Genomic DNA, 24691 nt, shown 5'->3' on the forward strand with positions numbered 1-24691 from the left:
TGATGCGGCTATATGGCGTCTCGTGGTGATTGGAGGTGGTCCGGGATGAAACCTGGTGATCCCAGCAGTACGTGCTTCCGCACGTACGCCGCACATACCCCCGACCACTCCAATCCGGCAGCCTGATCGTGCCTCCACGCATCTGTGTTGATTGAGGTGACCTTTCGTCGCGCGTGGAGCGTGCCATGTCGGGCGGAAAGGGACTGCCATGCGCTCGTCCACGCTTTTCCGTCGCATCAACCGTCACCCTGTCCAGGCGCACATCTCTCGTCAGCTCGCCGCGCCTGAGCTCAGAGTGAGCGTTCCCCACTCCATCGTCGAGTACGGCGCCTACATCGACGGCGGCAAGGCCGACGCCGTCGGCATCCCCGAGTCCCTGCGCCTCGTCCGCGAGCACAACGCCCTGTCCGACGGCCCCCGCGCCTTCCTCTGGGTCGGCCTGCACGAGCCGGAGGCCCCCGAGGTCGAATGGCTGGCCGGGGTGTTCGGCCTGCACCCGCTGGCCGTCGAGGACGCCGTGAAAGCCCACCAGCGCCCCAAGGTCGAGCGTTACGGCGACTCGCTGTTCATGGTGCTCAAGACCATCGCCTACCTGGACCACGACGAGTTGACCGCCACCAGTGAGATCATCGCGACGGGCGAGATCATGGTGTTCCTCGGCGCCGACTTCGTGGTGACCGTACGGCACGGCGAGCACTGCCCGCTCACCGAGGTGCGCGAGCGCCTGGAGGACCGTCCCGAGCTGATGAACCGCGGAGCGGCGGGCGTCCTGCACGCCATCGCCGACCACGTCGTCGACCGCTACCTTCAGGTGGCCGACCTCATGCAGATGGAGCTCGAAGAGGTCGAGGCCACGGTGTTCGCCGACGTCAGCTCCCGCGACATCAACCGCATCTACCAGCTCAAGCGGGAGATGCTCGAGCTGAAGCGGGCCGTCACCCCGTTGCAGAGCCCCCTGGCCGCGCTGCCGCAGCGCCGCGTGATCCCGTCGGAGATGCGCGAATACTTCCGCGACGTCGGCGACCACCTCTCCCGGGTGTGCGAGCAGGTCGAGTCGTCGAACGAACTGTGCAGCTCCATCCTGCAGGCCGCCCTGGCCCGCTCGAACGCGCTGGCCAACGAGGACATGCGCAAGATCTCATCCTGGGTCGCCATCCTGGCGGTGCCGACGATGATCGCCGGCATCTACGGCATGAACTTCGACTTCATGCCTGAGACCAAGCAGGTCTGGGGCTACCCGGCGGTCCTGGCCATCATGATCACCACCTGCGTACTGCTGCATCGCGGCTTCCGCCGCAACGGCTGGCTCTAGAAAGGCGAGGCCCTCGCGAGTGGGCGCGCTTCGCGCGTCGCGGCTCGGACAGCGCCCCCCAGGGGGCTCCCGCCCCCTTCGACCCCCGAAAGGCATGGCCCTCGCTTCGCTCGGCCGCCTTCTGGGGGCTACGCCCCTGGTAGGGGGCCTACCGGCCCCCCACGCCCCCCGGTCCTCGCCTGGTCACTCCAGTGAGAATCGAGGCACGAACAGCGAAAGATCGTCGACGGCCACGAACCTAACGCCTCATCGAGGGTCTGAAACCCCACGTCACCGCTTGTCACCTATACGCAGCGAACTTGCTGCGTGGCTACGGTCCTCGCGTCGCCGCGCGATTACCTGGTCAGCGGGATCCGGTAGTCCAGGATGGCGCTGTCGCCTGGAATGACGATCGGATCGGCTACCTCTACGACGCGGCCCTCGGACAGCATCCGGCGAGTGATCGAGAAGACCGGTAGTCCAGGAGCGATGTCGAGAGTCCTGGCCTCCTCTGCCGTCGGCAGTCTGGTCGACACCGACCGTCTCCGTCACCTTCCCACCCGCCCGAGGCGTCGCCGACCGCCGGCACGACCACCGATGACGGCCTGAGCCCCCGCGACCAGCAGCCGCGTGGGAGAGACGGCGGTCACCAAGGTGTCCTAGACGCGCCCCGCTCCTTGCCCGGTCGCCTCGTCTCGGGCCGTGTGGCCGGACTGACCTTGAAACTAGTCAACGCGGTCATCGTGGGCGCGATCGCTGGCGGCCTGATCCTTATCGCCGGATCGGTCGCCATCCACATCGTGCGCAGCATCCCTGAGGAGCCGCGCATCCCGGCCGTGGACCTCAGTCAGCAGAAGGGACCGATGTTCGCCGACCCGTTCCAGGCATGCCAGAAGCTGTCCACGTCCAATGTTGACTGCGAGGCGTACCACCGCTCCAACAAGCTGATCAACGGCGAGACGGACGCCATATCCGTCCTGATCTGCGGACTGCACGGACGCATCTCCACGTAACCGTCTCGTGGCGAGGTGGAGAGCTTGGTCGACTCCTCGACTGGTACCGACCTCTACGGCGCCTCGCTCGACATTGTCGCCGGCGATGACTGGACGGTCACGCTCACCCTCTCCAATGGAACTGGTCATGAGGTCGCGGAAGCAGTTCAGCAGGTGCTCGGTGGGGCTCTCTTCAGATCACAGAAGGGTTGACGCGATGTCGCTCACGCCTGCACTCCGAGGGACCGCCGCGGCTGACATCCCAGCGCCGAAGCGCATCCAGCAGAAGCGGCAGCGAGGGTGGCGTCTCCCCCCAAACGCCCGCAGCGTCGCTAGGCCGTCGAAGTACGGCAACCCGTTCGTCGTCCGGCCGTGCGACAGGAACTGCTGCTGGACGATCGACGACCCGGCCGGCATCGCGTTCAGGTCCGACGAGTACCCCGACCAGTTCTCCACCAAGGAGGACGCGGTCAAGGTCGCCGTCGAACTGTACGAGCTGCACACCGGCCCGATGGGCTCCTACGAACTCGACGTCGAAGAGGTCCGCCGGGACCTCGCCGGCAAGGATCTCGCGTGCTGGTGCCCGCTGCCCGGTCCGGGCGAACCGGACCACTGCCACGCCGCCTGATCGAACTCGCGAACGGAGACGCCAATGCCTGAGATCCCCTACCACAAGGCGCACGAGCCGTGCATAAAGGCCGTCGCCATCGCCCTGGACGCTGCTGGGATCGGGGTGGGGTCCTGGTTCGCTGACGCCAACGACCCGCGTGACGGCTGCATCGTCCTCTCCGAGCACGATGAGGACGACGACGAACTCTGCGCCGCGTGGGACGAGGAGAAGGGCTGGTTCTACGGCATCGGCCCGGAGAGCGGCGAGATCCAAATCATCTGGTGGATCTGCGACGACGTGCTGCCCGAGCCCGCCGATGTCGTGGCCGACATACAGCGATGCGTGGCGGGCGACTACTCGCAGGCGACCCTCGACCACGGCTACTACCGGGACTTCGAGGACGAGGACGACGGGTTCGAGGAGCTGCTCCGCGCCTACGCGGGAAGTAGCGATGCCTGACATCCCCCAGGAAGCCGTATCGCAGCGGTGGATGAGCTGATGGAGATGTTCAAGGACGTGCGGGTCCAGTTCTGGACCTGCATCAACCGGACACACAAGACCGTGACATGGAACGGTGATGTCGCCTCCTGCGGCACATGCGGCCTCACATCGGAGATGACCAGCGCGCGGGACTTGCTGCCGCAGGCAATCTTGAATCGGCCCGGGAAGCCCGGTGCTCCCCGGGCCGATTTGATCAAGGGCATTGGCAAGATCGTCCGAAATGAAAATGCCAATAAACCTGAACAGAACCGCATCAGAGCCCAGGAATACGGGAGGTCCTGCAACTGCGGAAGCCGGAGTTGTAGCCGTCCAAGAAGCCGTGCCTAAATGATGCGCCTTCACCCCTAACCGCCGGGTTGTACTTCCTGCTCTTGCAGGCGGCTCGCCCCGCCCGGTATCCCTGGTCGAAGGCCTGCTGCCACCGCTGTCTCTGTCTCGGGTCCGGCGGAGGGTGGGCGACGAGTACGGGTGCCTTGATCTGGGTCGAGGCGCTGACTGTTGCCGCCTTCGCGGAGTGTTGGATTGCCGAGGCCTGAGCGGTTTCGACGTGCCCGAGTGCGAGCGCGGCCAGGAGTCCCGGCGCGAGCAGCGTCAGGGGTCGCTTGACCTGCATGAGTTCTCCTCTCCGAGACACCAGATCGGACGATCCTGCCCTCAAACCAGGATTACCTGGCCGAACGGAGCAGGGCCATTCAAATCGGTCGACATTTGCTGTTTGCGCCGGGGATGAATAGCGGACCTTTGCCCTTTGGGGGGAACTCGGAGAGCTGCGAACGTGATTGAAAAAATTTCAATCTCTCGCACGTCCACTAAATTCCCAATTCCGAGTGTGACGTTCATGTCCGTCAGCATGAGCGCCGCCGGGTGGCCGAGCAGATCCGTGAGATCGTCAAGGATGACGGGCCTGTCCCGGTGCCCCAACTGGCGAGCGTTCAAGGCCCGACACCCGAAGCTCGTCACGGGGAGACAGCATCGTGGCCGTGCTGCATGCGCTCGCCGACGAGCTCGAAGGAGACGCCAGTGACCCCCGCTGAGGCGATCGAGACGACTCTCCGTGAGCACATGCGGCGGGAGGAGCCGAACCGTGACTGACCTGCCGTTCACTCGCGCCCGCGTCCGCATCACCAAGCATCACCGGGCGTCCACTCCTTACGGTGACCGCCACTTCACCCCTGGCGAGGAACTGGAGATGATCAAGTGGGGGCCTGGCGGGGACTCCTGGTGGACCGAACTCACCGTCGACACGTCGTTCATCGTCCCCGGCGAGTGTGTGGAGGTTCTGGAGGTGCTCGGCACTGATTGACGACCTCCGCTACCGCTACGCCGGCGCCCTGTTCGCCGTTCTCGACGACACCCGGAAGAATGAGACCCGTGGATGAGCTGATCACTTTCCTGCGTGAACGGCTCGACGAGGACGAGCGTGTGGCTTCCACCGCTGGCGATGGAGGCGACTGCGGCACGTGGACCACGACTGGTGAGACTGTGGACTTCGACCAGTACGAGATCAGCGGGTTCCACCCATCCACGGGTGCTCACGTGGCCCGCCACGACCCAGCCCGCACGCTCCGCGAAGTCGAAGCCAAGAAGCGGATCCTCGACGAGTTGGAAGGGTTCATCGCCGAGGCAGAGGACCTACCTCAGGATGAGCGCAACGCGGACAAGGCGGAAGGCTTCGGGATCTTGCGCCTGATGGCCCTGCCGTACTCCGATCATCCGGCTTACCAGGAGGAGTGGCGGCCGTGACCCTGCTCGACTTGGACGACCCGGCCACGCAGAGGGGAGATGATGGCGAGCGTGGCTGACTCTGACGGCGTTCTGGCCGCTATCGACGCCTGCCTGGACGACTACGCGGTGTCCGACGACGCGATGCGGTGGGCGCCAGACCAGGCCGACCCGACGCCGCTTGTGCAGCTCATCTCGCCTTCTTCCCCACAACCGGCTGTGGCCGCCTTCTCCGCGTTCGCCAACGTGCTACGGCTCGCCGCCGAGGAAGCCATGCAAGGCTTCGGCAAGGCGTTCACGCCCGTCATGACCGGCCTGCAGAACGCCTTCCACAAGCACGCCCACCGGCGCGACAGGAGGCACTACTGACGCTGCGCCACCTGCAACCCGCGAGGCTTCCCCAAGCCGCTGCGCATTGATGGGCACGAGTACAACCGCCGCCGGCGCAAAAGGAACCGCCGATGACCGCCGAGGAGCGCAAACGTGGACAAGCTCGACGCAGCAGAGCAGTGGCTACGCGGGTGCCTGGCCGGCAGGGACGGCATGGCTCAGGAGAAGCACCTGCTCGAAGAGGGCGCCAAAGCAGGACACGCCGCCAATGCTCTAAGGCAAGTGAAGGAACGCCTCGGCGCCGACTCTGGGGAACTTAGCCCCGGCACCAAGTGGTCGAGATGGTGGTGGCTTCCCGAGGCCACCTACTCGGCTGCGGACGCCAAGCTCGTCGGCATCACCGGCAACAACTGGCCGTACGGCCCGAACATCGACCTACGTTCCCGGGCGCAAATGGTGGCGTGGGCCAAGCCCCTTGGGCTCAAACTGGCCCGCTCGACGGCCCCTCTGTGCCTGAAGTGGCTTGAGGCGGGGCGATGCCGCGGCTGCGATTCAGGCGGGCTCCATGACGAATTCCACATCGACCACATGAGCGGATGGACCCTGAACGGCACACCGGCAGTCATCGTCAACCACCCGTACGACCTCACGGGAGACACCATTCGCGACCTGGCCGCCGCGGCAGAGATTCCCGGCCTCAGCGTGAGTAGTCCTGGAGGGGGCTGGTACGGAAACCCGACCGTCCAGATCGAGGTCTGGAATGAGGCCGTCCGAGCCCAGATCTGGAGGCGAAAGACGCCACCCGTACCCGAGGAGCAGAGCCGTGGCGAGCGACAGGCGTAAGAAGCCACCACCGGATCAGCTTCAGCTCTACACCATCCCTGAAGCGGCCAAGGTGTTGGGGGTTTCCAGATCTCACGCCTACCGTGTCGTGGCGGACGGAGATTTGCGCGTGATTGATGTGGGCCGCCGGGGCGGCCGCAAGCCGATGAGCCGCGTTCGAGCTGACGACCTGGCTGACTTCATCGCTGGCCGGACAGAGCCGTGACTCTGGACCCGGGTGCCGAGTCCACCTGCGACCACGTGGTGCGGTGCGAGGCGTGCAAGCACACGCTCAAGACCCCCGCCTCCCGCGCGTTGGGGTTGGGCCCATGGGCCTGGACATCCTCGCCAAAGCCCGCATCCGGGTGATCTCCGGCGACACACCAGCCCAGCACCCACTCCCACAGACACTTACCGCTTAACCTGCAGAAACAGGATCACGCGAAGATCGATTCATACACCACGTCCGTGGACGTGACCCTTCAGGACCATCTTGCACTGCTAGGTCCTGCACTTCCGGCCTACGCCTGCAGGATCTACGCGCTGAGCGTGGGTGCTGTGATCAGCCCGACTGGCTCGCAAAAGACGAATGCGCAGGTCGTCGAAGTGACACGCGAACTCGTATAGATCACATGTCACGTGTTGGAGAACAGTCGAGGTAAGTACATCGGCAGGATCTTCAGCCGCCGCCGCGCCAAGGCCCACATCGAGGCCAACCAGCGCCACCTCGTGGCCCGTGACTCGATCATCAGCGACCTCGCGCTAGGAGCCACCGAAGGGCAGATACCCTGAGCGGCGTCTGTAAGCCACGAAGTGGTATGACTGGTCGCCGGAGGCCCATAAAGGTCAAACCGGGGAGATTGAGGACATGGAGCCCATATCCGCTGTCATGCATTTGGGATGCCAAAGTGGATCAATGCACCACCCGCACGACCAGGAGCGGTGGACCAAAGCCCTCCAACAGCACGCCGCGCGCATCTCGTTTCCGGACTGGCGGCCTAGCGACGACGACTGGACGGACCGCGCCGGAGGGACAGCCCGTGACTGAGGTGGCCGTCTATCGCGACCACGCTCGCATCCATCACCGCGCCTACAGCGGGCCCGAACTGACACTGTTCTGGTCGACACTGGTCAGCGAGATCAGCGAGTAAGTGCCCGCCGCGACAGCGGACGGGAGAAGATCACCAGGGAGAGGACGTTCACGCCTTGAGCGCCGACTTGAACGCGCACCAATGCGTCCGTCCCGAGGCGACCCACACCGAGCCTTGGCGTTGCCCCGACTGCGGGCTCCAATGGGAACCCCTGCCCACCACGCCCGTCACAGCCGAAAGGTCCAGGAGATCTATCCCCGACGGGATAGCTCTCGTGGCTAACGTCGCCTCCGGCGCGGCTGTCGTCGGCTTCTTCTGGTGGCTAGGGCAACGGACCATAGCCGTGGGCCTGACCCTGGGACTGCTGGTGGTCTTGGGCTGCACGTGGGTGTGGCAGAAGGCCAGAGGGCACCTATCGACCGCCGACGAGGAGAGGTCATGACCGACCGGGCGAAGGAGCTCCAGTAAACGACTCCGGCGCCTCAGGCCTTCAGGCCGGGCACGTAAAGGCAGCTTGTAACGCTCCGCCGTGAAACGACGGTGAACCGGCATGCACATCCCGCCCCAGCCCGGTCCCAACTGGCGCTTCAACCCTCCACCTGGATGGCCTGAACCTCCCGAGGGCTGGACACCGGGCGTCGCCTGGAGCGGGCCAGAGGAGGATTGGCCGGCAGCCCCGCCGTACTGGGACTGGTGGATCCAGGAGCCCGCTGCGGAACCCGCGCCTACACCACGTCGCCGGGCTCGCTGGATGCTCGCGGTCGGCCTGGCTGTGGTGCTTGCAGCGGGCGCCGCGGTGGTGACGGCCACGCGAGTGGCCGCACAAGAGCCTGAACCTGCTGCTGTGGCTGCCGCCGAGTCGGAACCCCAGAGCGAGGCTGCGCCGACACCCACACTGAGCCCTCCGCCGGTCGACCTAGGCGTGTACTGGGACGCACGCGAAGTCATGGCGAAGATCGAGCAGACCTACGGGAAGATCTGCGACTACGTCACCTACGACCCCGCCGTGATCAACAACAGAAGCCTGAGTGACAACACGTTCGCCCGGTGCCAACTTGGGCTGGACTACGCAAAGATCCACGTTTTCCCCATGCCGGTTGACCAGGGCGCCTGGAAGGGTGGTGTTCGGCGCGAGCACGCGGGGCGACTATGTGATCCTCTACGGCAGGAACTGGATCATCGACGCTACCGGGGTCGACCAGTTCGGCTTGGCCGCGCATGAAGTGCTCGGCGGCTACACCAAGGTGGCACGCTGAGAAGGAAGCCACCTGCGCAAAAGGTGATAGTAGGCTGATCACAGCAAAGAGCGGCCTCCCGCCTGCCAGCAGGAGACCGCCCCTCGACACCAGTAACCCCACGGCCCCCTACAGCCGCTCCCGAACAGCGTACGACCTCGGGGGAGGCCGAAATGCCGTACTACGTTCACAGCGACCCGAACGCCGATGATGGCCACTGGCGCGACGGCGGCCAGCGGGAATGCGCACGCGCGGATCGATGCTCCGATCCACGCCTCGTCGCCGACAACGGCAAGACCGTCCGACTCCCGGCGCTGACGCCGCCGGGCGTTCTGCGACATGAACCGCAACGCGGTGGAGGAGGCGCTCCACGACCTTCCGGTGCTGTTCGTCCGCGTCCATCAGCGGCTGGACAAGAGCTTCGCGGTTGCCGGCGGCCCGGTGGTATCCATCTCCAAGAGCGCGCCTGTCCCGATCTCGCTCGCTGTGGACGAGCTGCTGCGGCTGATCCTGGCCACGCTCGTCTCGTGGGAGGAGCGTGTCCGCGACGTGGCCCGCCTCACCCCCGCTGGACACCCAGACCAGCCGCCACCGTCGTGATGGTGCGATCCTCACCCAGGCGTGGACGATCCTCGACGCCCTCCTCGCCCTGCCGGCCGAGATGATGGCCCGCGGCGACACCCTGGAAGAACTCTCCGGAGCCGACGCCGGCCTGGAACTGCTGTACCTCGCGCACCGCTGCCGCCGTCTCCTCGCCGACAACCGGCAGCCCGCACGCCACTGCGCTGGCGTGTACTGCGACTGTGGGTTCGCCGAGTTGTACGAGCTCGACGACGACGGCCAGCCCGCGGGGGCGAAGTGCCGGGCCTGCGGCAACACCTACGACCTGGAGCAGTACGCAGATCTGACCCGGGCGCGCACGGAGCCGGTCAAGACCTACCGGCGGCACACGCTACAGCCCGCCGGGGCGCACGATCTCGTCACACGCCGCTCCTGACATGGGATGATGGAGGGGACATGCATGCCTCCCCTCCTCTTCCAGTCCGCCGCTTCCCACGTGACGGAGGCGTTGACGTAGTGCCGTACGTCCTGCCGATCCACGTTCCCGAGGATGCGTATGAGATGACCGTGGCCGACTGGTTGCAGCTCCACGAGGAGGACTAGATGCAAGCCATGGAGGTGTGGATGGACGTACTGTCTCCGCTGGAAGGCAGCCAGCAGCGTGTGACAATTCACCTAGTCGGCGGCCAGTCGCTAAAGGGTGCAGTCGTCGAATTGGACCGCGCCCGCAAGAGCGTCGTCCTCGACGAGTACGCGCATGGTTCCGCTGTGACAAAACACGAATCCCCGGTGCACACGATCCTGCTGTCAGCGGTTCAAGCCGTCACGGTCCACAAGCAGGAGTAGACGCGTGAACGGCTCCGGCGCGCCGTACTCGCGTTTTCGCTGGTGACCTGTTATAAATCGAAGTGATCGTGGGAGCAAATGCCCTCAGACCGGATGGTCGAGGGCTTTTCGCATGTCTGGGGGTGACCAGCGTGCCGGAGCGGATCACGATCGCCGACGCTGCGGGGCGTCTCGGCATCCCCGAGCCCACCGTCCGCGTGTGGGCGTCCCGGCACCATGCCCGCAAGCTGCTCAAGCTCGGCAAGACAGCCTGGTATGACTGGCCCGACCTGGCCACCATCGCCCGCCAACTGCGCCGCGGCGAGAAGGTGCCGGCCACTCCCGAGGAGCGGGACCGGTTGCGGGCATCTCTCAAGCCGGCGGCCTAGACAGCCCTAGACATTCCAAGATGCGCACCTGACTGGGGTGCGCTTGCTCCGCGGCTCCCTCCCCTGTGGTTGTCGCGTCGAGCTGGTGGCGGCCCGACTCGAGGGCCGGGCCGCCACCGACCCCTGATCGTGAGGTCTGGCCTGGACTGGGGTTCGTAGGCCGGGCTGCATCACAACTCCGGGCGGCTGTCTTGTAGTCCGCACGCCTGCCGCTTTGGATGCCGCCCGGTCTAGCCGTTCTGCTAGTCGCCTGCAGCCTGTGCTTCTACGCTCAGGAGATGGCGGATCTCGACCTGTTCGGGGCATGGGGCCTATGGATGGACAACGTCCAGGTCAACCAGCACACTCTCTACGGCTTTTCCATCCTCGCGATGGGCCGCATCGGCAAAGTCGTCTCCTTCTTCGCCGGTATGACGGTTGTTTTAGACATCATCGGCCCCGAACGCATCAGGCAGTTCGGCGGCAGGGCCAAGCAGTTCGACCCAATCCACTCGCTCACATTCCGGAAGGTTGCCGTCGGCGTGGGTCTGGTGGGGGCACTCATCGGCGTTGCGGCCGGGATAAGTGGCCTGGCTGACCTTGGCTCTGCTGTGGAAAACATCCTGAGTGTGGTTGGCGTTGTGGTTGGCGGCGTGGCTCTGATCGCAACCCCTCAAATTGCGAGAGCCCTGGCGCAAGGCGTAGCAAGGGGCTTAGAGAATGAGGCTTGGGAGCGCGTTATCCGCTGGTCAGATGGTCGCGAAGTCGGACGATTGGGGCGTCTGCCACACGGGGAGCACCCCCACCGCTCGAACGCTCATTCGAGACCGCTATGAGGCGAGCAGGTCGAAGTGGAAGCCGACAACTAGCAGGATCACCGCCCTGCGGATGCCGGCTACTGCTCGAATGGCGCCGCACCGAGGACGGGTGGCAACAGCGTGTCTCCTGGATCGAGGTAGTCCCCGGCCGGGGCCTCGACACTCACGAAGATTGGCTCCCTGCCAGCAAGGTGGAGCCCATCCCCGGCGAGGACTACAGCAGAGTGCCACGCTGCCGCGCCTGATCAACCCGAAGGAGGCGCATCATGACAACTGCCTCAAGCGAGCCGCCTCGTGACAGCCGATGCTGTGACGGCCCCTACTGCCACGGCAGGAAGCGGGACAGGTCAGGCACCTACTGCCATCGGCCGCTCGGCTGGGGCACGTCACACGTGGGCGTAGGGGCTTGCAAACTGCACGGCGGAGCTGCTGAGAGTCACGCGGTTGCGGCTCGCATGGAGCAGGCGCGGCGCGCGGTGGCGACGTATGGCCTGCCGCGCGAGGTCGACCCGGCAGCAGCACTGCTGGAAGAGGTTCACCGGACGGCCGGGCATGTGGCCTGGCTGCAGGAGAAGGTCCGCGAGATCGACGAGGACGACCTGGTGTGGGGCGTCGTCGAAGAAGTCGACAAGGGCGCCGGCGAATTCACGGGCGTGGACGTCACCAAGGCGGCGAAGCCGAACGTGTGGCTGGAGCTCTATCACCGGGAGCGGGCTCATCTGGCGAAGGTGGCTAAGGACGCGCTCGCTGCCGGTATCGCTGAGCGGCAGGTGCGCCTGGCGGAGCAGCAGGGCGCGCTGATTGTGGGTGTGATCCAGCGGATCCTCGATGATCTGTCGTTGACTGCTGAGCAGAGGGCGCGGGTACCTGAGGTGGTGCCGCGCCACCTCCGGGCGGTCTCGTAACGCTCGGTGATATGAGGCGGGGGCCGGCTGGCATCCAACCGGTGGCCATCCACAAGAACGATCAAGGGGTGTGCTGGTCGGCGCAATTCGGCTGTGGTCACGTTGTTTGAGAGGTGGCCATGACGCTGACCGCTTGGGAGGCCGCCGCCCGCATGTTCGAGCCGCCTCGCCGCCGGTGGAATACACCGGGCGAACTGGCTCTCGAGTTGGATCCGCGGACTCGGCAAACCCCGGCGCTCGACCTCATTGACGCCGAACTCGTGCGACTCGCCGACGCTCCTGATGGTCGGCTGCTGCTGAGCATGCCGCCCCAGGAGGGGAAGTCCCAGCGTGCGTCCCGCCGGTTCCCGCTGTGGATGCTCACACAGAAGCCCGACACCAGGATCGCGATGTGCTCCTACGAGCACGGTGTGGCCCGGCGCTGGGGTCGCGCCGTCCGCGACGACATCACCGCCCATCAGGCGCTGCTCGGCCTGCAGGTGCGTGACGATCTGTCCGCCCAGCACGAATGGCAGCTTTCGGGCCACGAGGGCGGTATGTACGCGGTCGGCATCGGCGGCGGTCTCACCGGGCGGCCAGTTGATCTCCTGGTCGTCGACGACCCTGTGAAGGACCGTGAGCAGGCGGACTCTCCCACGTACTGGGAGCGGGCTTGGGACTGGTGGTTGGAGGTCGGGTCGATTGGGCTCGCCCCGGGAGCTCCCGTTGTGGTGATTGCAACGAGGTGGCATGAAGACGACCTGATCGGGCGCTCCGTGCCGCGGAGGACGGCCACCTGTGGCGGGTGGTCAACATCCCCGCCCAAGCGGACCACGACCCGAACAAGGGCGAGGTGGACCCGCTCGGCCGTGAGCCGGTGCGCGAGGCCGTACCCGGGTGCAGTGGGAGGCCATCAAGGTCCGCTCCGGCTCCCGCACCTGGGCGAGCCTCTACCAAGGCCGTCCCGCGCCGGCCGCGGGCGACATCTTCCTGCGCGAGTGGTGGCGCGCGGCCAGGCAGTCCGAGGCTGAGGCGATTGCTGCGCTGGACCGCGACGGCTGGTCGAACGGCTACCTGATGGTTGCCCTCGACCGATAGCGGACGTTCTTGCCCTGACTCGTGGCTGTCCCGTTCGCGACCAGCGGGGTCATCACGCCCGTTGCGTCAATGGACCGCCACGCTGAGCAGTACGGCGGAGTCGTCGATCGCGGTCAGGCTGTGTCGCTCGGCCGGGATCACGACGTAGTCGCCGGCCGTCCCCTCCCAGGTGTCTTGGCCGGTCGCGAGGCGCACGCGGCCGCGCAGCACCAGCAGGGTGGCCTCGCCGGGGCTCTCGTGTTCGTCGAGCCCACGTCCGGCGGCGAGCGCGAGCAGCGTCTGGCGCAGGGAATGCTGGTGCCCGCCGTGGACGGTGCGTGCGCTGCGTCCACTCGCGGCTGATCGCGCCGCGGTGAGGTGCTCGCTCGCCAGGGTGTTCAGGGAGATCGATTGCATGACGGCGCCCTTCGTTCTCGGTGGGCTCATGTCGCGAGCAGCAGTACACCGGTGGAGAGCAGGGCCGCGGCCTTCGCGGTCTCCAGGGCGACGTAGGCGTGATGGCTCCGTGAGCGCGGCGCGTCCTCCCCGGCGAGGACGCGGTCGGATCGGCGAGCCAGTCGCGGGCGGACCATGCCGACCTGCGTGGCCAGGGCCGCGACGGCGATGATGGCGGCGATCGTGCCCGCGGGCGGCGTGCCGGCGGTGCTGATCGCGACGACGAGCGCGGTGGCGAGGACGGCTTCGGCGGCGTTGAGAGCGCGAAAGACCAGCCTGCCGATCCCGAGACCGATGCGCAGGTCCACTCCGGGCGCGCGGAACTTCAACGGCGCTTCCAGGAACGAGATGGCCAGCACCATGCCGAGCCATACGAACACCACCCCGATGGCGACAGCCGGTGCCGTGGTCATGAGCGCGTCCTTCCTTTCCTGCCTCTCCTGCTGCGGGCCGGACGGTCCGCGTGGCCGGTCATGGGGCGTGGTCCGCCGTCGCGAGGTGCGCGACGCACAGATCGGGCTGGGCGAAGGGGCTGAGCCGGTCCACCGTCACCGGGGCGCCGATCGCCGCCATCGCCCCCTGCATGAGCCCGAGGTGCAGAGGGCAGATCGTCTTGCCCTGGGTACGGACCAGTTCGAGGAAGGGGCAGTGCCGCAGGCCGATCTGTCCCGGGCCGGCCGCGGGTTGCTCCTCCGGTGCGAACCCGAGATCTTCGAGCAGGCCGACGAGCCGCCGCACGGCCACCTCCCGGGTGACCCCCTCAGTTGGCGCCGGTCGATCGACCAGGTAGCCGCCCCATGCCCGTCCGGCCTCGATCGCTCTGGTGACAGGCTCGGGGCCGGTGGCCAGGTTGCCGGCCAGGATCTCGGCCAGTTGGCGATAACTGCGCGGCCCGCCGGGATCCATCCCGGGCCGCGCCCGGTAGGCCAGCGGTGGCCGGCCCGGTCCGGCGGGTGCGGCGTCAACCCGCTCCACCTGGCCGCTCTCGGCCAGGGCGTCGAGATGGAACCGCACCGTGTTGACATGCACCCCGAGCCGCTCGGCGATGTCGGCCACACGCAGCGGTGCCCCGGCTTCGCGGAGCATCGTCAGGATGTGCCGACGGCGTCCGGTCACCGGTGCCGCGGGTCGCGCGCCGCTCGCCCCCTCGTCGTCGACGTACCTCATGGTGTTGAGTTTACACAGAATGCACTTGTATAAATAGGGCCAATGGAAGGAGCTCCAATGCCCGGCCAGACGGTCGCCGAATGGGGCACGCTGCTCGAAGCCCACGGATTCGTCGTCGAGCACATCGACACCACGACCATGGCTCTCCTGGAACCGCGACGGATGAGCGCCGACGAGGGACTGCGCGGTGCCGCCCGCTTCGGCAAGAACCTGACCGCCGCCGGCGCACTACTTGAGGAGCACTTCATGGAGCTGGTTCCCGGAAACACCTTGCTCACCGCCACCCCCGACGAAGGGCGTGCCCTGGCCGTCAAGCTCGCAAGGGCCACAGTGAAGGCCACTCAGCCGGACGCCGACGTACGCCAGCGCCTGCGGCCCGACTACGCCGAGGACCCCGCCGCCCTGATCGCCGTGGGCACAAGTGGGCATTGGATGGCCTGGCGATGAGCACCGCGATCACCGTAACCTCGGGGCCCGTACAGGAGAGGAGCGGCTGGCCATGACAGCTGTCCTCGAGACCTCTGACGTGGACGCTCTCCACGCCGTGATCGGCCGCGAGCTCGCGTAGCTGTTCACCTGTGCGTGCAACAGACGACCTCGGCTGAAGGATCAGGCGGTACCCAAGAATGGTCAGCTCCCACCCGGCACCGACGGACCCCCCGGCCAAGCGCGCGTCGACCATCCGCGACCTTCCAGGGCCTTCGGGCGTGCCGCTGTTGGGCAACCTGCCGGCGTTCGTCCGCGGCGGGGTGCCACACCAGGTGCTGCACGCCTGGTGCGACCGGTACGGGCCGACGTTCCGCATCGATCTGCCCACCGGGCGGACGATCGTGACCGCCGACACGAAGGTCATCAACACGATCCTGCGTGAGCGGCCGGCCGGCTTCGGCCGGGACACCCGGATGGCCAAGATCATCGAGGAGATGGGGGCCCACGGCGTGTTCGCCGCCGAGGGGCGGCAGTGGCGGCGGCTGCGCCGCATGGCGACCGAGAGCCTCAACGCCGCCTACCTCCGGGAATACTTCACCACGATCACCCGGGTGACCGAGCGGCTCAAACGCCTGTGGACGGCCGCGGCGGTCTCCGGTGAGCCGGTCGACCCGCTGCAGGACCTCATGCGGTACGCCCTGGAGGTGACCGTCGGGCTGGCGATGGGGTATGACCTGAACGCGGTGGAGCAGCGCGGCGATGGGCTGCACAGCCGGATCTCGCAGATCTTTCCGGAGATCAATCGCCGTATGAACGCCCCGGTGCCTTACTGGCGGGTCCTGCGGCTGCCGCGCGACCGGCGGCTGGATGCCACGGTCAGCGAAATCGGCGGCCTGGTGCGCGACCGGTTCGAGCAGGCCAAGCGGCGGATGGCGACCGGCGCCGCGCCGAGCAACTTCTTGGAGGCGTTGGTGGCGCCGATAGAGGGTGAGCAGGCGTTCACCCAACGCGAGCTTCTCGGCAACGTCCTTACGATGCTGCTCGCCGGTGAGGACACCACCTCCTCGACCGCCGCCTGGGCGGTGCACTATCTCGCCGAGCATCCCCAGGTGCAGGAGCGGGTCGCGGCCGAGGCCGAGGAGGTGCTCGGCGAGGAGGAGGTCGCGACCGATCCCGCGACGGTCGGCCGCCTGAGCTACGCCGAAGCCGTGGTCAACGAGGCGATGCGGCTGCGTCCGGTCGCCCCGTTGATGTTTCTGGAACCCCTGCGGGAGGTCGTGCTCCGCGGCAGCACGCAGGATGTGCGGATCCCACGCGGGACGCCGATCATCGCGCTGGTGACCTACGGCGCCGACCGCGACACCCGCAGGTTCCCCGATCCGCAGGCGTTCAGACCGCAGCGATGGCTGGACAACACGACCACGGCGGTCGCCGACTCCCCGCCGTTCCTGCCGTTCGGGGGAGGGCCGCGCTTTTGCCCGGGGCGGAACCTCGCCATGATCGAGGCGACCCTCATCACCTCCATGGTCTGCCGAAACTTCGCGTTGGAGCCCGACACCACAACCGGCCCGGTGCGCGAGCGGATGGCCTTCACCGTGTTCCCGGAGAACCTCCGCATCCGGCTGCGGCCCCGCAACGCCGTCTGACACAGCGCCAACTGTGGACCGCCGTGATCGCCGCAGGCCGCAACCCTCGCCCTCGAACGGCGGACCTGATGATCGCACGCGTCGCCATCGCGAACGGGCTTCCGCTCTACACCTGCGATCCCGAGGACTTCAAAGGACTTCAAAGGACTGGATCATCTGCTCACCGTCGTACCGGTCGCCCGGCCACAGTGGAAGGGGATGTGACGACACCTGCGGGTGCCGAAAGTGGAGCCAGAACACGGCAAGGCCACGTCGTTGCCGAGAACACGCCGGCTTCGCCTTAGACGGTGGCGGGCTTGAGTGGCTTGACGGGGTCGGGGAGGGGCAGGCCGCGTTCGCGCCACAGCTCTCGCATCCGGTCGGGGTAGTCGGTCACGATGCCCGACACCCCCAGGTCCAGCATCCGGGCTCCGAGCGTGGTGTCGTTGACCGTCCACACGGCCACGTCGAGGCCCGCGGCGGCCGTCTGGGCCATCAGCCGTTCGTCCACCATGATGTGCTCGGGTGAGAGCGTGGTGGCCCCGGCGTCGCGGGCGGCCGCCGCGAGGTCGTCGCCCAGGTCGTCGTGCCAGTGCAGCGTGTCGAGTTCGATCAGCGCGAAGCGCGGCGTGCCGGGCGCCAGCTCCGCGGCGTGGCCGATGATCCGCCAGTCGAAGCTGAGGATCGCCGCGTTGTCCAGCCTGCCGTGCCGTTCGAGCTCGTCCATGACCTGCTCGGTGAACAGCTCCGGATCGGGCGTCAGCTCGGGCCTGGTCGGGTCGGACTTGAGCTCCACGTGCAGCCGTACGGCGTCGGCCTCGCAGGCGTTGACCAGCCCCAGCACCGCGCCCAGCGTGGGCATCCTGGTCTCCGGCATCGCCGCCTGGGTCGGCGCGAAGGGGTCGTCGGGGTGGCGGGGCAGCCGGACGCCCACGTCGAGCGTGCGCAGTTGCGCCAGCGTGAGGGAGTTGATGGGCTTGCCGACGTACGGGAAGCACGGATCGTCCGGCCGGACCGGCCGCGTGTCGGCGCTCGTCACGGGCGAGACCGTGAGATCGTGCGTGAGCACGAGTCGCCGATCGGCGGTGAGCGCGACGTCGAGCTCGAGCGCGTGCACCCCGAGCCCCATCGTGCGGATCAGACCTGGGAGCGTGTTCTCGGGCCACAGGCCCCTCGCCCCCCGATGACCGTGTATCTCAACGCGCACACCCGGACCTTACCCTGGCGCCCGGCACTCTCCGGCAGTCGCCACGCCGCGCCCTTTTTGTGACGGTACGCCCCAGAGCTGCCGATGCGTCCACGGAGCTGCCGATCATGCGTCCGCGGAGCTACCGGTCGGGTGTCCAGCCCGACACGGCCTCGTCCCACGACGGCGTGCGATCGACCTCATCGTCGAAATCCTCGAACGGCGGCGACTGCGGCCGCTCGTCTCTCTGCCCGATGGCCGTGCGCAGGCCGTGCAGGCCGCGCTGCCTGGCCAGCCGGGCGAGGGCGGAGGCCAGTGCCCTTTCCACCCCGTGGCCGCGGAAGCGCTCGTCCACGCCCAGCTCGCACAGGAACATCTCGGCGCCCTCGTCGGGACGCGTCATCTCCACGCCGGTCACCATCCCGGCGGGTACGCCGTCCACGTAGGCGACGAGGACGTGGTGCCCACCGGCCGCCAGGAACCTACCGGCGGCCTCGCTCGGGGGCACGGCGTCGAAGAGGTGACCGGCCGCCTCGGCGACCTCCAGCTCGGTGACGCGACGGATGTCCATGGATCGAGACTAGGGTGCACCTTTGCCCGCCGCACGCCCTTTTTGCCTGGATAGATGTCATCTTCCTGCCCTACTCTGATCGCCATGACGCAGGCTGTCAGAACGGTCCGGCCCGAGACCGTGCGGGCGTGGGTGGACGGCTGGGTGGTCTCGCGCAACGCTCCAGGCCCGGTGCGCGAGCCCTGGGGCCTGCGAGTCGACGTCGGCCTCCCCGGCCACCTGACCCGCCACATCGTCCCGGCGCCCACCCCCGCGACGCTCCGCCACCTCACGGCCGTGCTGAACGTTCCGGGCACATGGTTGAAGCTCTGCGCCCCCGCGGAGGCCGTCGCCCGCTGGCTGCCGCCGTCCTGGGCCGTACAGGAGCCGGAGTTCATGATGACGGGCCCGCTGGAGGAGTCCACGGCGACGGCGCCCACCGGCTACACCCTGGCCGTGACCACCCGCGCCGGCGTCACGGTGGCCCGCCTCCTCACGCAGGCCGGCGAGGTGGCGGCCCGCGGCCAGATGGCCATCACCGGGGCCATCACCGGGGCCATGGCCGTCGTCGACCAGGTGGAGACCGCCGCCCACCACCGCAGGCGCGGCCTCGGCACCGTCGTGATGAAGGCCCTGTCGTCCTCCGCCGCCAAGGGCGGCGCGGGCACGGGTGTGCTGGTGGCCACCCCGGCCGGGCGCTCCCTCTACGAGACGCTCGGCTGGGGCGTCCACACGCCGATGACCGCCGCCGTCCGCACTGGCTGACCAGGCGTCTCCGGTCAGGTCAGCGGACGCAGCACCAGGGTGGCGTCGCGCGCCGGGCCGACGCCGATCGCGGAGATCGGCGCCCCGCTCATCTCCTCCAGCGCCCGGACGTAGCCCTGCGCGTTCGGCGGCAGGTCCTCGAACGTCTTGGCTCCCGTGATGTCCTCCTGCCACCCCGGGAACTCCTCGTAGACCGGCTTGGCGTGGTGGAAGTCCGTCTGCGTCATCGGGATCTCCTCGTGCCGCACCCCGTCCACCTCGTACGCCACGCACACCGGGATCCGCTCCAGGCCGGACAGCACGTCCAGCTTGGTGAGGAAGAAGTCGGTGACCCCGTTGATCCGCGTGGCGTATCGGGCGATGACGGCGTCGAACCAGCCGGTGCGGCGGTTGCGCCCCGTGGTGGTGCCGAACTCGGCGCCCGTCTGCCGCAGCCACTCGCCCACCTCGTCGGTGAGCTCGGTCGGGAACGGGCCCGAGCCGACGCGGGTCGTGTACGCCTTGACGATGCCGATCACCCGCGACAGGCGGGTCGGCGGGATGCCGGACCCGGCGCAGGCGCCGCCTGAGGTGGGCGAGGAGGAGGTGACGAACGGGTAGGTGCCGTGGTCGATGTCCAGCAGCGTGCCCTGGCCGCCCTCCAGCAGCACGAACTTGCCCTCGTCCAGCGCCTTGCTCAACACCAGCGAGGTGTCGGCGATGTGCGGTCGCAGCCGCTCGGCGTAGCCCAGGTACTCCTCGACCACGGCGGCGGGGTCGATGCCGCGCCGGTTGTAGACCTTGGTCAGCACCTGGTTCTTCTCGGTCAGCGCGGCCTCGATCTTCTTGGCCAGGATGCCGGGGTCGAGCAGGTCCTGCACCCGCACACCCATCCGGTAGATCTTGTCGCCGTAGGCGGGGCCGATGCCCCGGCCGGTGGTGCCGATCTTCGCCTTGCCGAGGTAGCGCTCCGTGACCTTGTCGAGCGCCCGGTGGTGGGGCATGATCAGGTGCGCGTTCGCGGAGATCAGCAGCCGCTCGGCGGAGATGCCCCGCGCGGCGAGCCCGTCGATCTCTTCCAGCAGCACGCGCGGGTCGATGACGACGCCGTTGCCGATCACAGGCACGACATCCGGCGACAGGATTCCCGTGGGAAGCAGATGAAGCGCGTATTTCTGGTCGCCGATGACCACGGTGTGGCCCGCGTTGTTGCCGCCCTGGTAGCGGACGACGTAGTCGACATCGCCGCCGAGCAGGTCGGTGGCCTTGCCCTTGCCCTCATCGCCCCACTGGGCGCCCACGAGAACGACAGCCGGCATGGTTCTTGTCTCCCGAGCACAAAACGAAACCCCTGGCGCAAGCGCGACAGGGGCTCTTGCGTGGAGAGACTACCCGAGTATGCCTATTCGTCCCAAGCGCTAATCGCCGGTGAGCGCGTCGTAGGCCGCCTGGTCGCTGTCCTTGAGGAACTGGACGCACCGCTCCGCCTCGTCCTTCTCGCCGATGGACTGGGCCGCCCGGGAGAGCGCGTACAGGCACCGCAGGAAGCCGCGGTTGGGCTCGTGGTCCCACGGGATGGGCCCGTGGCCCTTCCACCCGCTGCGGCGCAGCTGGTCGAGCCCGCGGTGGTAGCCGGTGCGGGCGAAGGCGTAGGAGGTCACCGCGTGCCCCTGCGCGAAATACTCCTCCGCGAGCGCCGCCCACGCCGCCGGATAGGCGGGGAAGCGAGCGGCCACGTCGGAGGCCTTGGCACCGGCTTCGAGCGCCTCCCTGGCCTCGGGCAGGTCCGGCAGGTAGGTCGGGGGCGGCCCGGCGAGAAGGTTATCCATAGGACAAGTCATACCCGCCGGGCCCCGCGAGTGGCTAGGAGATCTTCGTCCCAGCGCTCTTGAGGTGTTCGCACGCCTCGCGCACGCGGGCGGCCATCCCGGCCTCGGCCGTCTTGCCGTAGGAGCGCGGGTCGTAGGCCTTCTTGTTGCCGACGTCGCCGTCGACCTTCAGGACGCCGTCGTAGTTGCGGAACATGTGGTCGGCGATCGGCCTGGTGAAGGCGTACTGCGTGTCGGTGTCGATGTTCATCTTGATCACGCCGTAGGAGATCGCCTCGTGGATCTCCTCCAGCGACGAGCCGGAGCCGCCGTGGAAGACCAGGTCGAACGCCTTGTCCTTGCCGTACTTGGCGCCGACCGCGTCCTGGATCTCCTTCAGCACGCTCGGCCGCAGCTTGACGTGGCCGGGCTTGTAGACGCCGTGCACGTTGCCGAACGTCGCGGCCAGCATGTAGCGGCCCTTCTCGCCGAGCCCGATGGCCTCGGCCGTGGCGAGCGCGTCGTCGGTGGTCGTGTAGAGCTTCTCGTTGATCTCGCCGACGACGCCGTCCTCCTCGCCGCCGACGACGCCGATCTCCGCCTCCATGACGATCCGGGCGCGGGCGCACTTGTCGAGCAGCTCCTGCGCGATCCGCAGGTTCTCCTCCAGGGGTACGGCGGAGCCGTCCCACATGTGCGACTGGAACAGCGGGTCGAGGCCCTTGGACACGCGCTCGAGGGAGATGTCGATGAGCGGTCGCATGAATCCGTCGAGCTTGTCCTTGGGACAGTGGTCGGTGTGCAGCGCCACCGTCACCGGATACTTCTCCGCCACGATCCGGGCGTACTCCGCCAGCGCCGTGGCGCCGATCACCATGTCCTTGACCGTGGTGCCGGAAAGGAACTCCGCCCCGCCGGTGGACACCTGCACGATGCCGTCGCTCTCGGCCTCCGCGAAGCCGCGCAACGCGGCGTTGAGGGTCTGGGAGGACGTCACGTTGATGGCCGGGTAGGCGAATCCGCCGGACTTGGCCCGGTCGAGCATCTCGGCGTAGACCTCTGGAGTTGCTATCGGCATGATTCATCTCCCTGTGATGTAAGGCTGCGGCGCAGCCCAGTATCCCCGGCCGCTACGCCGCGTGGTAGAGACCGTCGTGCCCCTTTGCTACGGGTAGGCTCACCCTGTGGACTGGCTCTTGAACCTTCTCGACCCGACGTGGTGGCTCACCGTTCTCGGCGCGTTCGCGACGATCGGCGTGCTGGCCATCATCTTCGCCGAGACGGGTTTGCTGCTCGGCTTCTTCCTGCCGGGCGACTCGCTGCTTGTGGCCGCGGGGATTTTCAGTTCCGCCTCTGTAGCGTACGGCATGGGCATCGAGCCGCTGTCCTTCCCCGTGCTGCTGATCGGCACCCCGCTGTGCGCCGTCGCGGGAGCGCAGCTCGGCCACTTCCTGGGCGCCAGGTTCGGCCGCAGGCTCTTCGACAAGCCCGACTCGCGGCTGTTCAAGCGCGAGCACGTCGACCGGGCCGAGGAGTTCTTCGAGAAGTTCGGCCCGGCCAAGGCCGTGGTCCTGGCCAGGTTCGTGCCGATCGTCCGCACCTTCATGAACCCCGTCGCCGGGGTGCTGGAGATGTCCAGCAGGCGCTTCCTCGTCTGGAACGTCATCGGCGGCGTGGTCTGGACCGAGGGCCTGCTCCTGCTCGGCCACTACCTCGGCAACAGGGTCGATCCCAAGCAGATCGACAGGTACATCCTGCCGGGCGTCTTCCTCATCGTGCTCATCTCGCTGATCCCCATCATCGTCGAGGTGATCAAGCGTCGCAAGGCGGTCAAGGCGGTCGCCGTTCCCAACGGCAAGCACCACCGCATCCCCACGGGCAGCGACGGCCCCTAGCCGAAGGCCGTTCGGCCGCGGTCGCGGTACTCTCCGGTGTGTGGGACGCCACAGGTCAGATCCGATGGGCATCGCCCGCCTCGCGCTCGCCGTGCTGGCGGTCGCCGGGGTGGTGACGCTGCTGGTCATCGGCGGGCGCGCGCTGTTCGCGACCCTCGACACGCCGGAGCCGCCCGAGATCCGTAGCGCCAGCGCGGAGCCGACGGCCGGCGCCCGGGTGCCGACCGTCCGCATCGAGTGCGTGGCCGACACCTGCCCGCTCGTCACGGTCCGCGTGCCGGGCGGCGACGTGCTCCAGTATCGGGACATGAGCAGGGGCGAGGAGGTCAGCTACTTCCAGCCCGAGCTGGACGTGGTGCTCACCGACGCCGGCACGGTCCGCGTCAGCGAGAACGGCAGGCCGCGCGCGCCGGGCGAGCCGGGCGAGCGGGAGGCGTTCACAGTCCGAGGTCCGTGAGCGTGAAGGCGCTGCGATAGTCGAGCCCCTCGCCCGCCATCCGCGCGGCCGCCCCCCGGTCGACGATCGTGGCGACCGCCACCACCTCGGCGCCCGCCTCGCGCAGCGCCTCGACGGCGGTCAGCGGGGAGGAGCCGGTCGTGGACGTGTCCTCCACCACGAGCACGCGGCGGCCCTCGACGTCCGGGCCCTCGATCCTGCGCTGCAGCCCGTGCGCCTTCTGCGCCTTGCGCACTACGAACGCGTCGAGCTCGCGCCCCCGCGCGGCCGCGGCGTGCAGCATGGCGGCGGCCACCGGGTCCGCGCCCAGCGTCAGCCCGCCCACCGCGTCGAACGTCAGGTCCGCGGTCAGGTCCAGCATCACCCGGCCGACCAGGGGAGCGGCCGTGCCGTCGAGCGTGATGCGCCGCAGGTCGAGGTAGAAGTCGGCCTCCCGCCCGGAGGAGAGCACGACCCTGCCGTGCACGACGGCCTTCTTCTTGATCTCGGCCAGGAGGTTGTCGCGATCCGTCATGCGCCCAAGCTTATGGGCCCCCACCTGGGCGGGGATCGGCGCGTGCGTCCACTCCGCGGGCCGTCGCGCGCGGGTAATGGCGATCCGACGGTTTAGCCATGGCCGCGGGTGCGGAATGAATGGCCTCGGCAACTTTCGGTAATCACGAGGTGACCATGGGTGTCGAACCACCGCAGAGCGACGCCGATCTGCTCAAGGCGGTCGCGGGCGGCGACGCGGGCGCGTACGTGGAGCTCCGCGAACGCCACGTGGCCGCCGCCCGCGCGCTCGCCCGCCAGCTCGTACGGGGTGAGGCGGAGGTCGAGGACGTGGTGGCCGAGTCGTTCACCAGGATCCTCACCCTGGCCGGGCGCGGCGGCGGGCCGGCGGCGGCCTTCCGCCCCTACCTGCTCACGGTGGTGCGGCGCACGGTCCATGACCGGGCGCGGGTCGGCAGTGGCCAGGTCGCCCCGGGCGAGATCGAGCGGTTCGACCCCGGAGCGCCCTTCGTCGATCCGGCGCTGGTGGGGCTCGAGCGGTCGATGATCGCCAGGGCGTTCCTGTCGCTGCCGGAGCGTTGGCGCGCGGTGCTCTGGCACATCGACGTCGAGAGGTCCAGGCCCGCCGACGTGGCGCCGCTGCTCGGGCTGACGCCCGGCGGCGTGGCGGCGCTCGCCCGCCGGTCCCGCGACGGGCTGTGCCAGGCGTACCTGCAGGCGCACATGTCCGCCCCGCGGCGGGAGCCGTGCCTGCC

General features: G+C 68.0%; 37 protein-coding genes and 1 pseudogene. 27 read left to right on the forward strand and 11 right to left on the reverse strand.

The genetic code is table 11. From position 1 onward, the window contains the following. Nucleotides 1-295 precede the first annotated feature (295 nt). Complete coding sequence (corA, locus tag DQW85_RS07740) at nt 296-1312, forward strand: magnesium/cobalt transporter CorA (RefSeq protein ID WP_240197008.1); 1017 nt, start codon at nt 296-298, stop codon at nt 1310-1312. 335 nt (nt 1313-1647) lie between these two features. Here corA and DQW85_RS07745 read toward each other — a convergent pair whose 3' ends face one another. Beyond that, a complete protein-coding gene (locus tag DQW85_RS07745; protein ID WP_113699693.1) occupies nt 1648-1827 on the reverse strand; it encodes a UTRA domain-containing protein in 180 nt (59 codons plus the stop codon). A gap of 168 nt (nt 1828-1995) precedes the next feature. Between DQW85_RS07745 and DQW85_RS07750 the strand changes: the two genes are divergently transcribed. From DQW85_RS07750 to DQW85_RS07760, 4 genes are read left to right on the forward strand one after another with little or no spacing between them, the layout of a single operon-like run. Next, nucleotides 1996-2304 (forward strand): hypothetical protein, encoded by a 309-nt coding sequence (locus tag DQW85_RS07750; protein ID WP_162794816.1) that lies wholly within the window; start codon nt 1996-1998, stop codon nt 2302-2304. Nucleotides 2305-2328: 24 nt separating this feature from the next. After that, complete coding sequence (locus DQW85_RS44285) at nt 2329-2496, forward strand: hypothetical protein (protein WP_162794817.1); 168 nt, start codon at nt 2329-2331, stop codon at nt 2494-2496. Between the two features lie 4 nt (nt 2497-2500). Next, nucleotides 2501-2911 (forward strand): DUF4326 domain-containing protein, encoded by a 411-nt coding sequence (locus DQW85_RS07755; protein WP_113699695.1) that lies wholly within the window; start codon nt 2501-2503, stop codon nt 2909-2911. Nucleotides 2912-2935: 24 nt separating this feature from the next. After that, complete coding sequence (locus DQW85_RS07760; RefSeq protein ID WP_113699696.1) at nt 2936-3352, forward strand: DUF6292 family protein; 417 nt, start codon at nt 2936-2938, stop codon at nt 3350-3352. Nucleotides 3353-3647: 295 nt separating this feature from the next. On the opposite strand, the gene DQW85_RS44290 is transcribed toward DQW85_RS07760, so the two are convergent. Next, the gene (locus DQW85_RS44290) at nt 3648-4007 is read right to left on the reverse strand and encodes a hypothetical protein (protein ID WP_162794818.1); all 360 of its coding nucleotides are present in this window, start codon (nt 4005-4007) and stop codon (nt 3648-3650) included. Between the two features lie 471 nt (nt 4008-4478). On the opposite strand from DQW85_RS44290, the gene DQW85_RS07775 reads away from it, so the two are divergent. The 16 genes and pseudogenes from DQW85_RS07775 to DQW85_RS44310 all read left to right on the forward strand — a co-directional run bounded on the left by DQW85_RS07775 (nt 4479) and on the right by DQW85_RS44310 (nt 13148). Continuing rightward, nucleotides 4479-4697, forward strand: a complete 219-nt coding sequence (locus tag DQW85_RS07775; RefSeq protein WP_113699699.1) for a hypothetical protein — start codon at nt 4479-4481, stop codon at nt 4695-4697. Between the two features lie 68 nt (nt 4698-4765). After that, nucleotides 4766-5137: a DUF6221 family protein gene (locus tag DQW85_RS07780; RefSeq protein WP_113699700.1), complete on the forward strand. Its 372-nt coding sequence runs from the start codon at nt 4766-4768 to the stop codon at nt 5135-5137. Nucleotides 5138-5188: 51 nt separating this feature from the next. Further along, on the forward strand, nt 5189-5485 hold the full coding sequence (locus tag DQW85_RS07785; protein ID WP_162794819.1) for a hypothetical protein: 297 nt from the start codon (nt 5189-5191) through the stop codon (nt 5483-5485). A gap of 114 nt (nt 5486-5599) precedes the next feature. Then, nucleotides 5600-6289, forward strand: coding sequence for a hypothetical protein (locus DQW85_RS44295; protein ID WP_162794820.1), 690 nt, complete (start codon nt 5600-5602; stop codon nt 6287-6289). Beyond that, entirely contained in the window at nt 6270-6494 is a 225-nt protein-coding gene (locus DQW85_RS07790) for a helix-turn-helix domain-containing protein (protein WP_162794821.1), read from the forward strand. Before DQW85_RS44295 ends, DQW85_RS07790 begins: the two co-directional genes overlap by 20 nt. Nucleotides 6495-6532: 38 nt before the next feature. Continuing rightward, nucleotides 6533-6637, forward strand: a complete 105-nt coding sequence (locus DQW85_RS48130; protein ID WP_420819151.1) for a DUF6011 domain-containing protein — start codon at nt 6533-6535, stop codon at nt 6635-6637. A 270-nt stretch (nt 6638-6907) separates the two neighbouring features. Further along, nucleotides 6908-7060 carry a hypothetical protein gene (locus DQW85_RS44300; RefSeq protein WP_162794822.1) on the forward strand — a complete coding sequence of 51 codons (153 nt, stop codon included), beginning with the start codon at nt 6908-6910 and terminating at the stop codon, nt 7058-7060. 1396 nt (nt 7061-8456) lie between these two features. Further along, on the forward strand, nt 8457-8615 hold the full coding sequence (locus tag DQW85_RS44305) for a hypothetical protein (RefSeq protein WP_162794823.1): 159 nt from the start codon (nt 8457-8459) through the stop codon (nt 8613-8615). 318 nt (nt 8616-8933) lie between these two features. Further along, nucleotides 8934-9194 carry a hypothetical protein gene (locus DQW85_RS07795; RefSeq protein ID WP_113699703.1) on the forward strand — a complete coding sequence of 87 codons (261 nt, stop codon included), beginning with the start codon at nt 8934-8936 and terminating at the stop codon, nt 9192-9194. Next, entirely contained in the window at nt 9133-9591 is a 459-nt protein-coding gene (locus tag DQW85_RS07800; protein ID WP_113699704.1) for a hypothetical protein, read from the forward strand. Before DQW85_RS07795 ends, DQW85_RS07800 begins: the two co-directional genes overlap by 62 nt. A gap of 167 nt (nt 9592-9758) precedes the next feature. Then, nucleotides 9759-10001, forward strand: a complete 243-nt coding sequence (locus DQW85_RS07805) for a hypothetical protein (protein ID WP_113699705.1) — start codon at nt 9759-9761, stop codon at nt 9999-10001. Nucleotides 10002-10123: 122 nt separating this feature from the next. Beyond that, nucleotides 10124-10369 carry a hypothetical protein gene (locus DQW85_RS07810; protein WP_113699706.1) on the forward strand — a complete coding sequence of 82 codons (246 nt, stop codon included), beginning with the start codon at nt 10124-10126 and terminating at the stop codon, nt 10367-10369. Between the two features lie 278 nt (nt 10370-10647). Then, nucleotides 10648-11184: a hypothetical protein gene (locus DQW85_RS07815; protein WP_113699707.1), complete on the forward strand. Its 537-nt coding sequence runs from the start codon at nt 10648-10650 to the stop codon at nt 11182-11184. Nucleotides 11185-11621: 437 nt separating this feature from the next. Then, nucleotides 11622-12071 carry a hypothetical protein gene (locus DQW85_RS07820; protein ID WP_113699708.1) on the forward strand — a complete coding sequence of 150 codons (450 nt, stop codon included), beginning with the start codon at nt 11622-11624 and terminating at the stop codon, nt 12069-12071. A 302-nt stretch (nt 12072-12373) separates the two neighbouring features. Continuing rightward, nucleotides 12374-12859 (forward strand): annotated as a pseudogene (locus tag DQW85_RS48135) (terminase large subunit domain-containing protein); the annotation flags it as partial. An 88-nt stretch (nt 12860-12947) separates the two neighbouring features. Continuing rightward, the gene (locus tag DQW85_RS44310; RefSeq protein ID WP_162794824.1) at nt 12948-13148 is read left to right on the forward strand and encodes a hypothetical protein; all 201 of its coding nucleotides are present in this window, start codon (nt 12948-12950) and stop codon (nt 13146-13148) included. 66 nt (nt 13149-13214) lie between these two features. On the opposite strand, the gene DQW85_RS07830 is transcribed toward DQW85_RS44310, so the two are convergent. The 3 genes from DQW85_RS07830 to DQW85_RS07840 are packed head-to-tail and all read right to left on the reverse strand — an operon-like array spanning nt 13215 to nt 14750. After that, nucleotides 13215-13544, reverse strand: a complete 330-nt coding sequence (locus DQW85_RS07830) for a cupin domain-containing protein (RefSeq protein ID WP_113699710.1) — start codon at nt 13542-13544, stop codon at nt 13215-13217. Nucleotides 13545-13570: 26 nt separating this feature from the next. Next, nucleotides 13571-13996: a hypothetical protein gene (locus DQW85_RS07835; protein WP_113699711.1), complete on the reverse strand. Its 426-nt coding sequence runs from the start codon at nt 13994-13996 to the stop codon at nt 13571-13573. A gap of 58 nt (nt 13997-14054) precedes the next feature. Further along, on the reverse strand, nt 14055-14750 hold the full coding sequence (locus DQW85_RS07840) for a helix-turn-helix transcriptional regulator (RefSeq protein WP_240197009.1): 696 nt from the start codon (nt 14748-14750) through the stop codon (nt 14055-14057). 57 nt (nt 14751-14807) lie between these two features. Here DQW85_RS07840 and DQW85_RS45735 point away from each other — a divergent pair, with 57 nt between their 5' ends. Next, a complete protein-coding gene (locus DQW85_RS45735) occupies nt 14808-15197 on the forward strand; it encodes a hexameric tyrosine-coordinated heme protein (RefSeq protein WP_205314958.1) in 390 nt (129 codons plus the stop codon). Between the two features lie 179 nt (nt 15198-15376). After that, on the forward strand, nt 15377-16825 hold the full coding sequence (locus tag DQW85_RS07850; protein ID WP_113699713.1) for a cytochrome P450: 1449 nt from the start codon (nt 15377-15379) through the stop codon (nt 16823-16825). A 280-nt stretch (nt 16826-17105) separates the two neighbouring features. On the opposite strand, the gene DQW85_RS07860 is transcribed toward DQW85_RS07850, so the two are convergent. Then, nucleotides 17106-18011, reverse strand: a complete 906-nt coding sequence (locus DQW85_RS07860) for a glycerophosphodiester phosphodiesterase family protein (RefSeq protein ID WP_113699714.1) — start codon at nt 18009-18011, stop codon at nt 17106-17108. Nucleotides 18012-18132: 121 nt separating this feature from the next. Further along, complete coding sequence (locus tag DQW85_RS07865; protein ID WP_113699715.1) at nt 18133-18561, reverse strand: GNAT family N-acetyltransferase; 429 nt, start codon at nt 18559-18561, stop codon at nt 18133-18135. 84 nt (nt 18562-18645) lie between these two features. Between DQW85_RS07865 and DQW85_RS07870 the strand changes: the two genes are divergently transcribed. Continuing rightward, nucleotides 18646-19305, forward strand: coding sequence for a GNAT family N-acetyltransferase (locus DQW85_RS07870; RefSeq protein ID WP_113699716.1), 660 nt, complete (start codon nt 18646-18648; stop codon nt 19303-19305). A 14-nt stretch (nt 19306-19319) separates the two neighbouring features. Here the strand turns inward: DQW85_RS07870 and DQW85_RS07875 are convergent, their stop codons facing one another. From DQW85_RS07875 to fbaA, 3 genes are all read right to left on the reverse strand, one after another. Then, nucleotides 19320-20603, reverse strand: coding sequence for an adenylosuccinate synthase (locus DQW85_RS07875; protein WP_113699717.1), 1284 nt, complete (start codon nt 20601-20603; stop codon nt 19320-19322). A gap of 99 nt (nt 20604-20702) precedes the next feature. Further along, on the reverse strand, nt 20703-21113 hold the full coding sequence (locus DQW85_RS07880; protein ID WP_113699718.1) for a DUF3151 domain-containing protein: 411 nt from the start codon (nt 21111-21113) through the stop codon (nt 20703-20705). Between the two features lie 34 nt (nt 21114-21147). After that, the gene (gene fbaA, locus DQW85_RS07885) at nt 21148-22170 is read right to left on the reverse strand and encodes a class II fructose-bisphosphate aldolase (RefSeq protein WP_113699719.1); all 1023 of its coding nucleotides are present in this window, start codon (nt 22168-22170) and stop codon (nt 21148-21150) included. Between the two features lie 106 nt (nt 22171-22276). Between fbaA and DQW85_RS07890 the strand changes: the two genes are divergently transcribed. Next, nucleotides 22277-22987 (forward strand): DedA family protein, encoded by a 711-nt coding sequence (locus DQW85_RS07890; RefSeq protein WP_240197010.1) that lies wholly within the window; start codon nt 22277-22279, stop codon nt 22985-22987. 64 nt (nt 22988-23051) lie between these two features. Then, the gene (locus DQW85_RS07895; protein ID WP_113699721.1) at nt 23052-23444 is read left to right on the forward strand and encodes a hypothetical protein; all 393 of its coding nucleotides are present in this window, start codon (nt 23052-23054) and stop codon (nt 23442-23444) included. Here the strand turns inward: DQW85_RS07895 and pyrE are convergent. After that, the gene (pyrE, locus tag DQW85_RS07900; protein ID WP_113699722.1) at nt 23425-23958 is read right to left on the reverse strand and encodes an orotate phosphoribosyltransferase; all 534 of its coding nucleotides are present in this window, start codon (nt 23956-23958) and stop codon (nt 23425-23427) included. The two genes, DQW85_RS07895 and pyrE, sit on opposite strands and share 20 nt — an antisense overlap. Nucleotides 23959-24113: 155 nt before the next feature. On the opposite strand from pyrE, the gene DQW85_RS07905 reads away from it, so the two are divergent. After that, on the forward strand, nt 24114-24691 hold a 578-nt coding region (locus DQW85_RS07905; RefSeq protein WP_275888183.1), incomplete at its 3' end, for an RNA polymerase sigma factor.

Source organism: Nonomuraea lactucae (assembly GCF_003313395.1).
Taxonomy (GTDB): Bacteria; Actinomycetota; Actinomycetes; order Streptosporangiales; family Streptosporangiaceae; genus Nonomuraea; species Nonomuraea lactucae.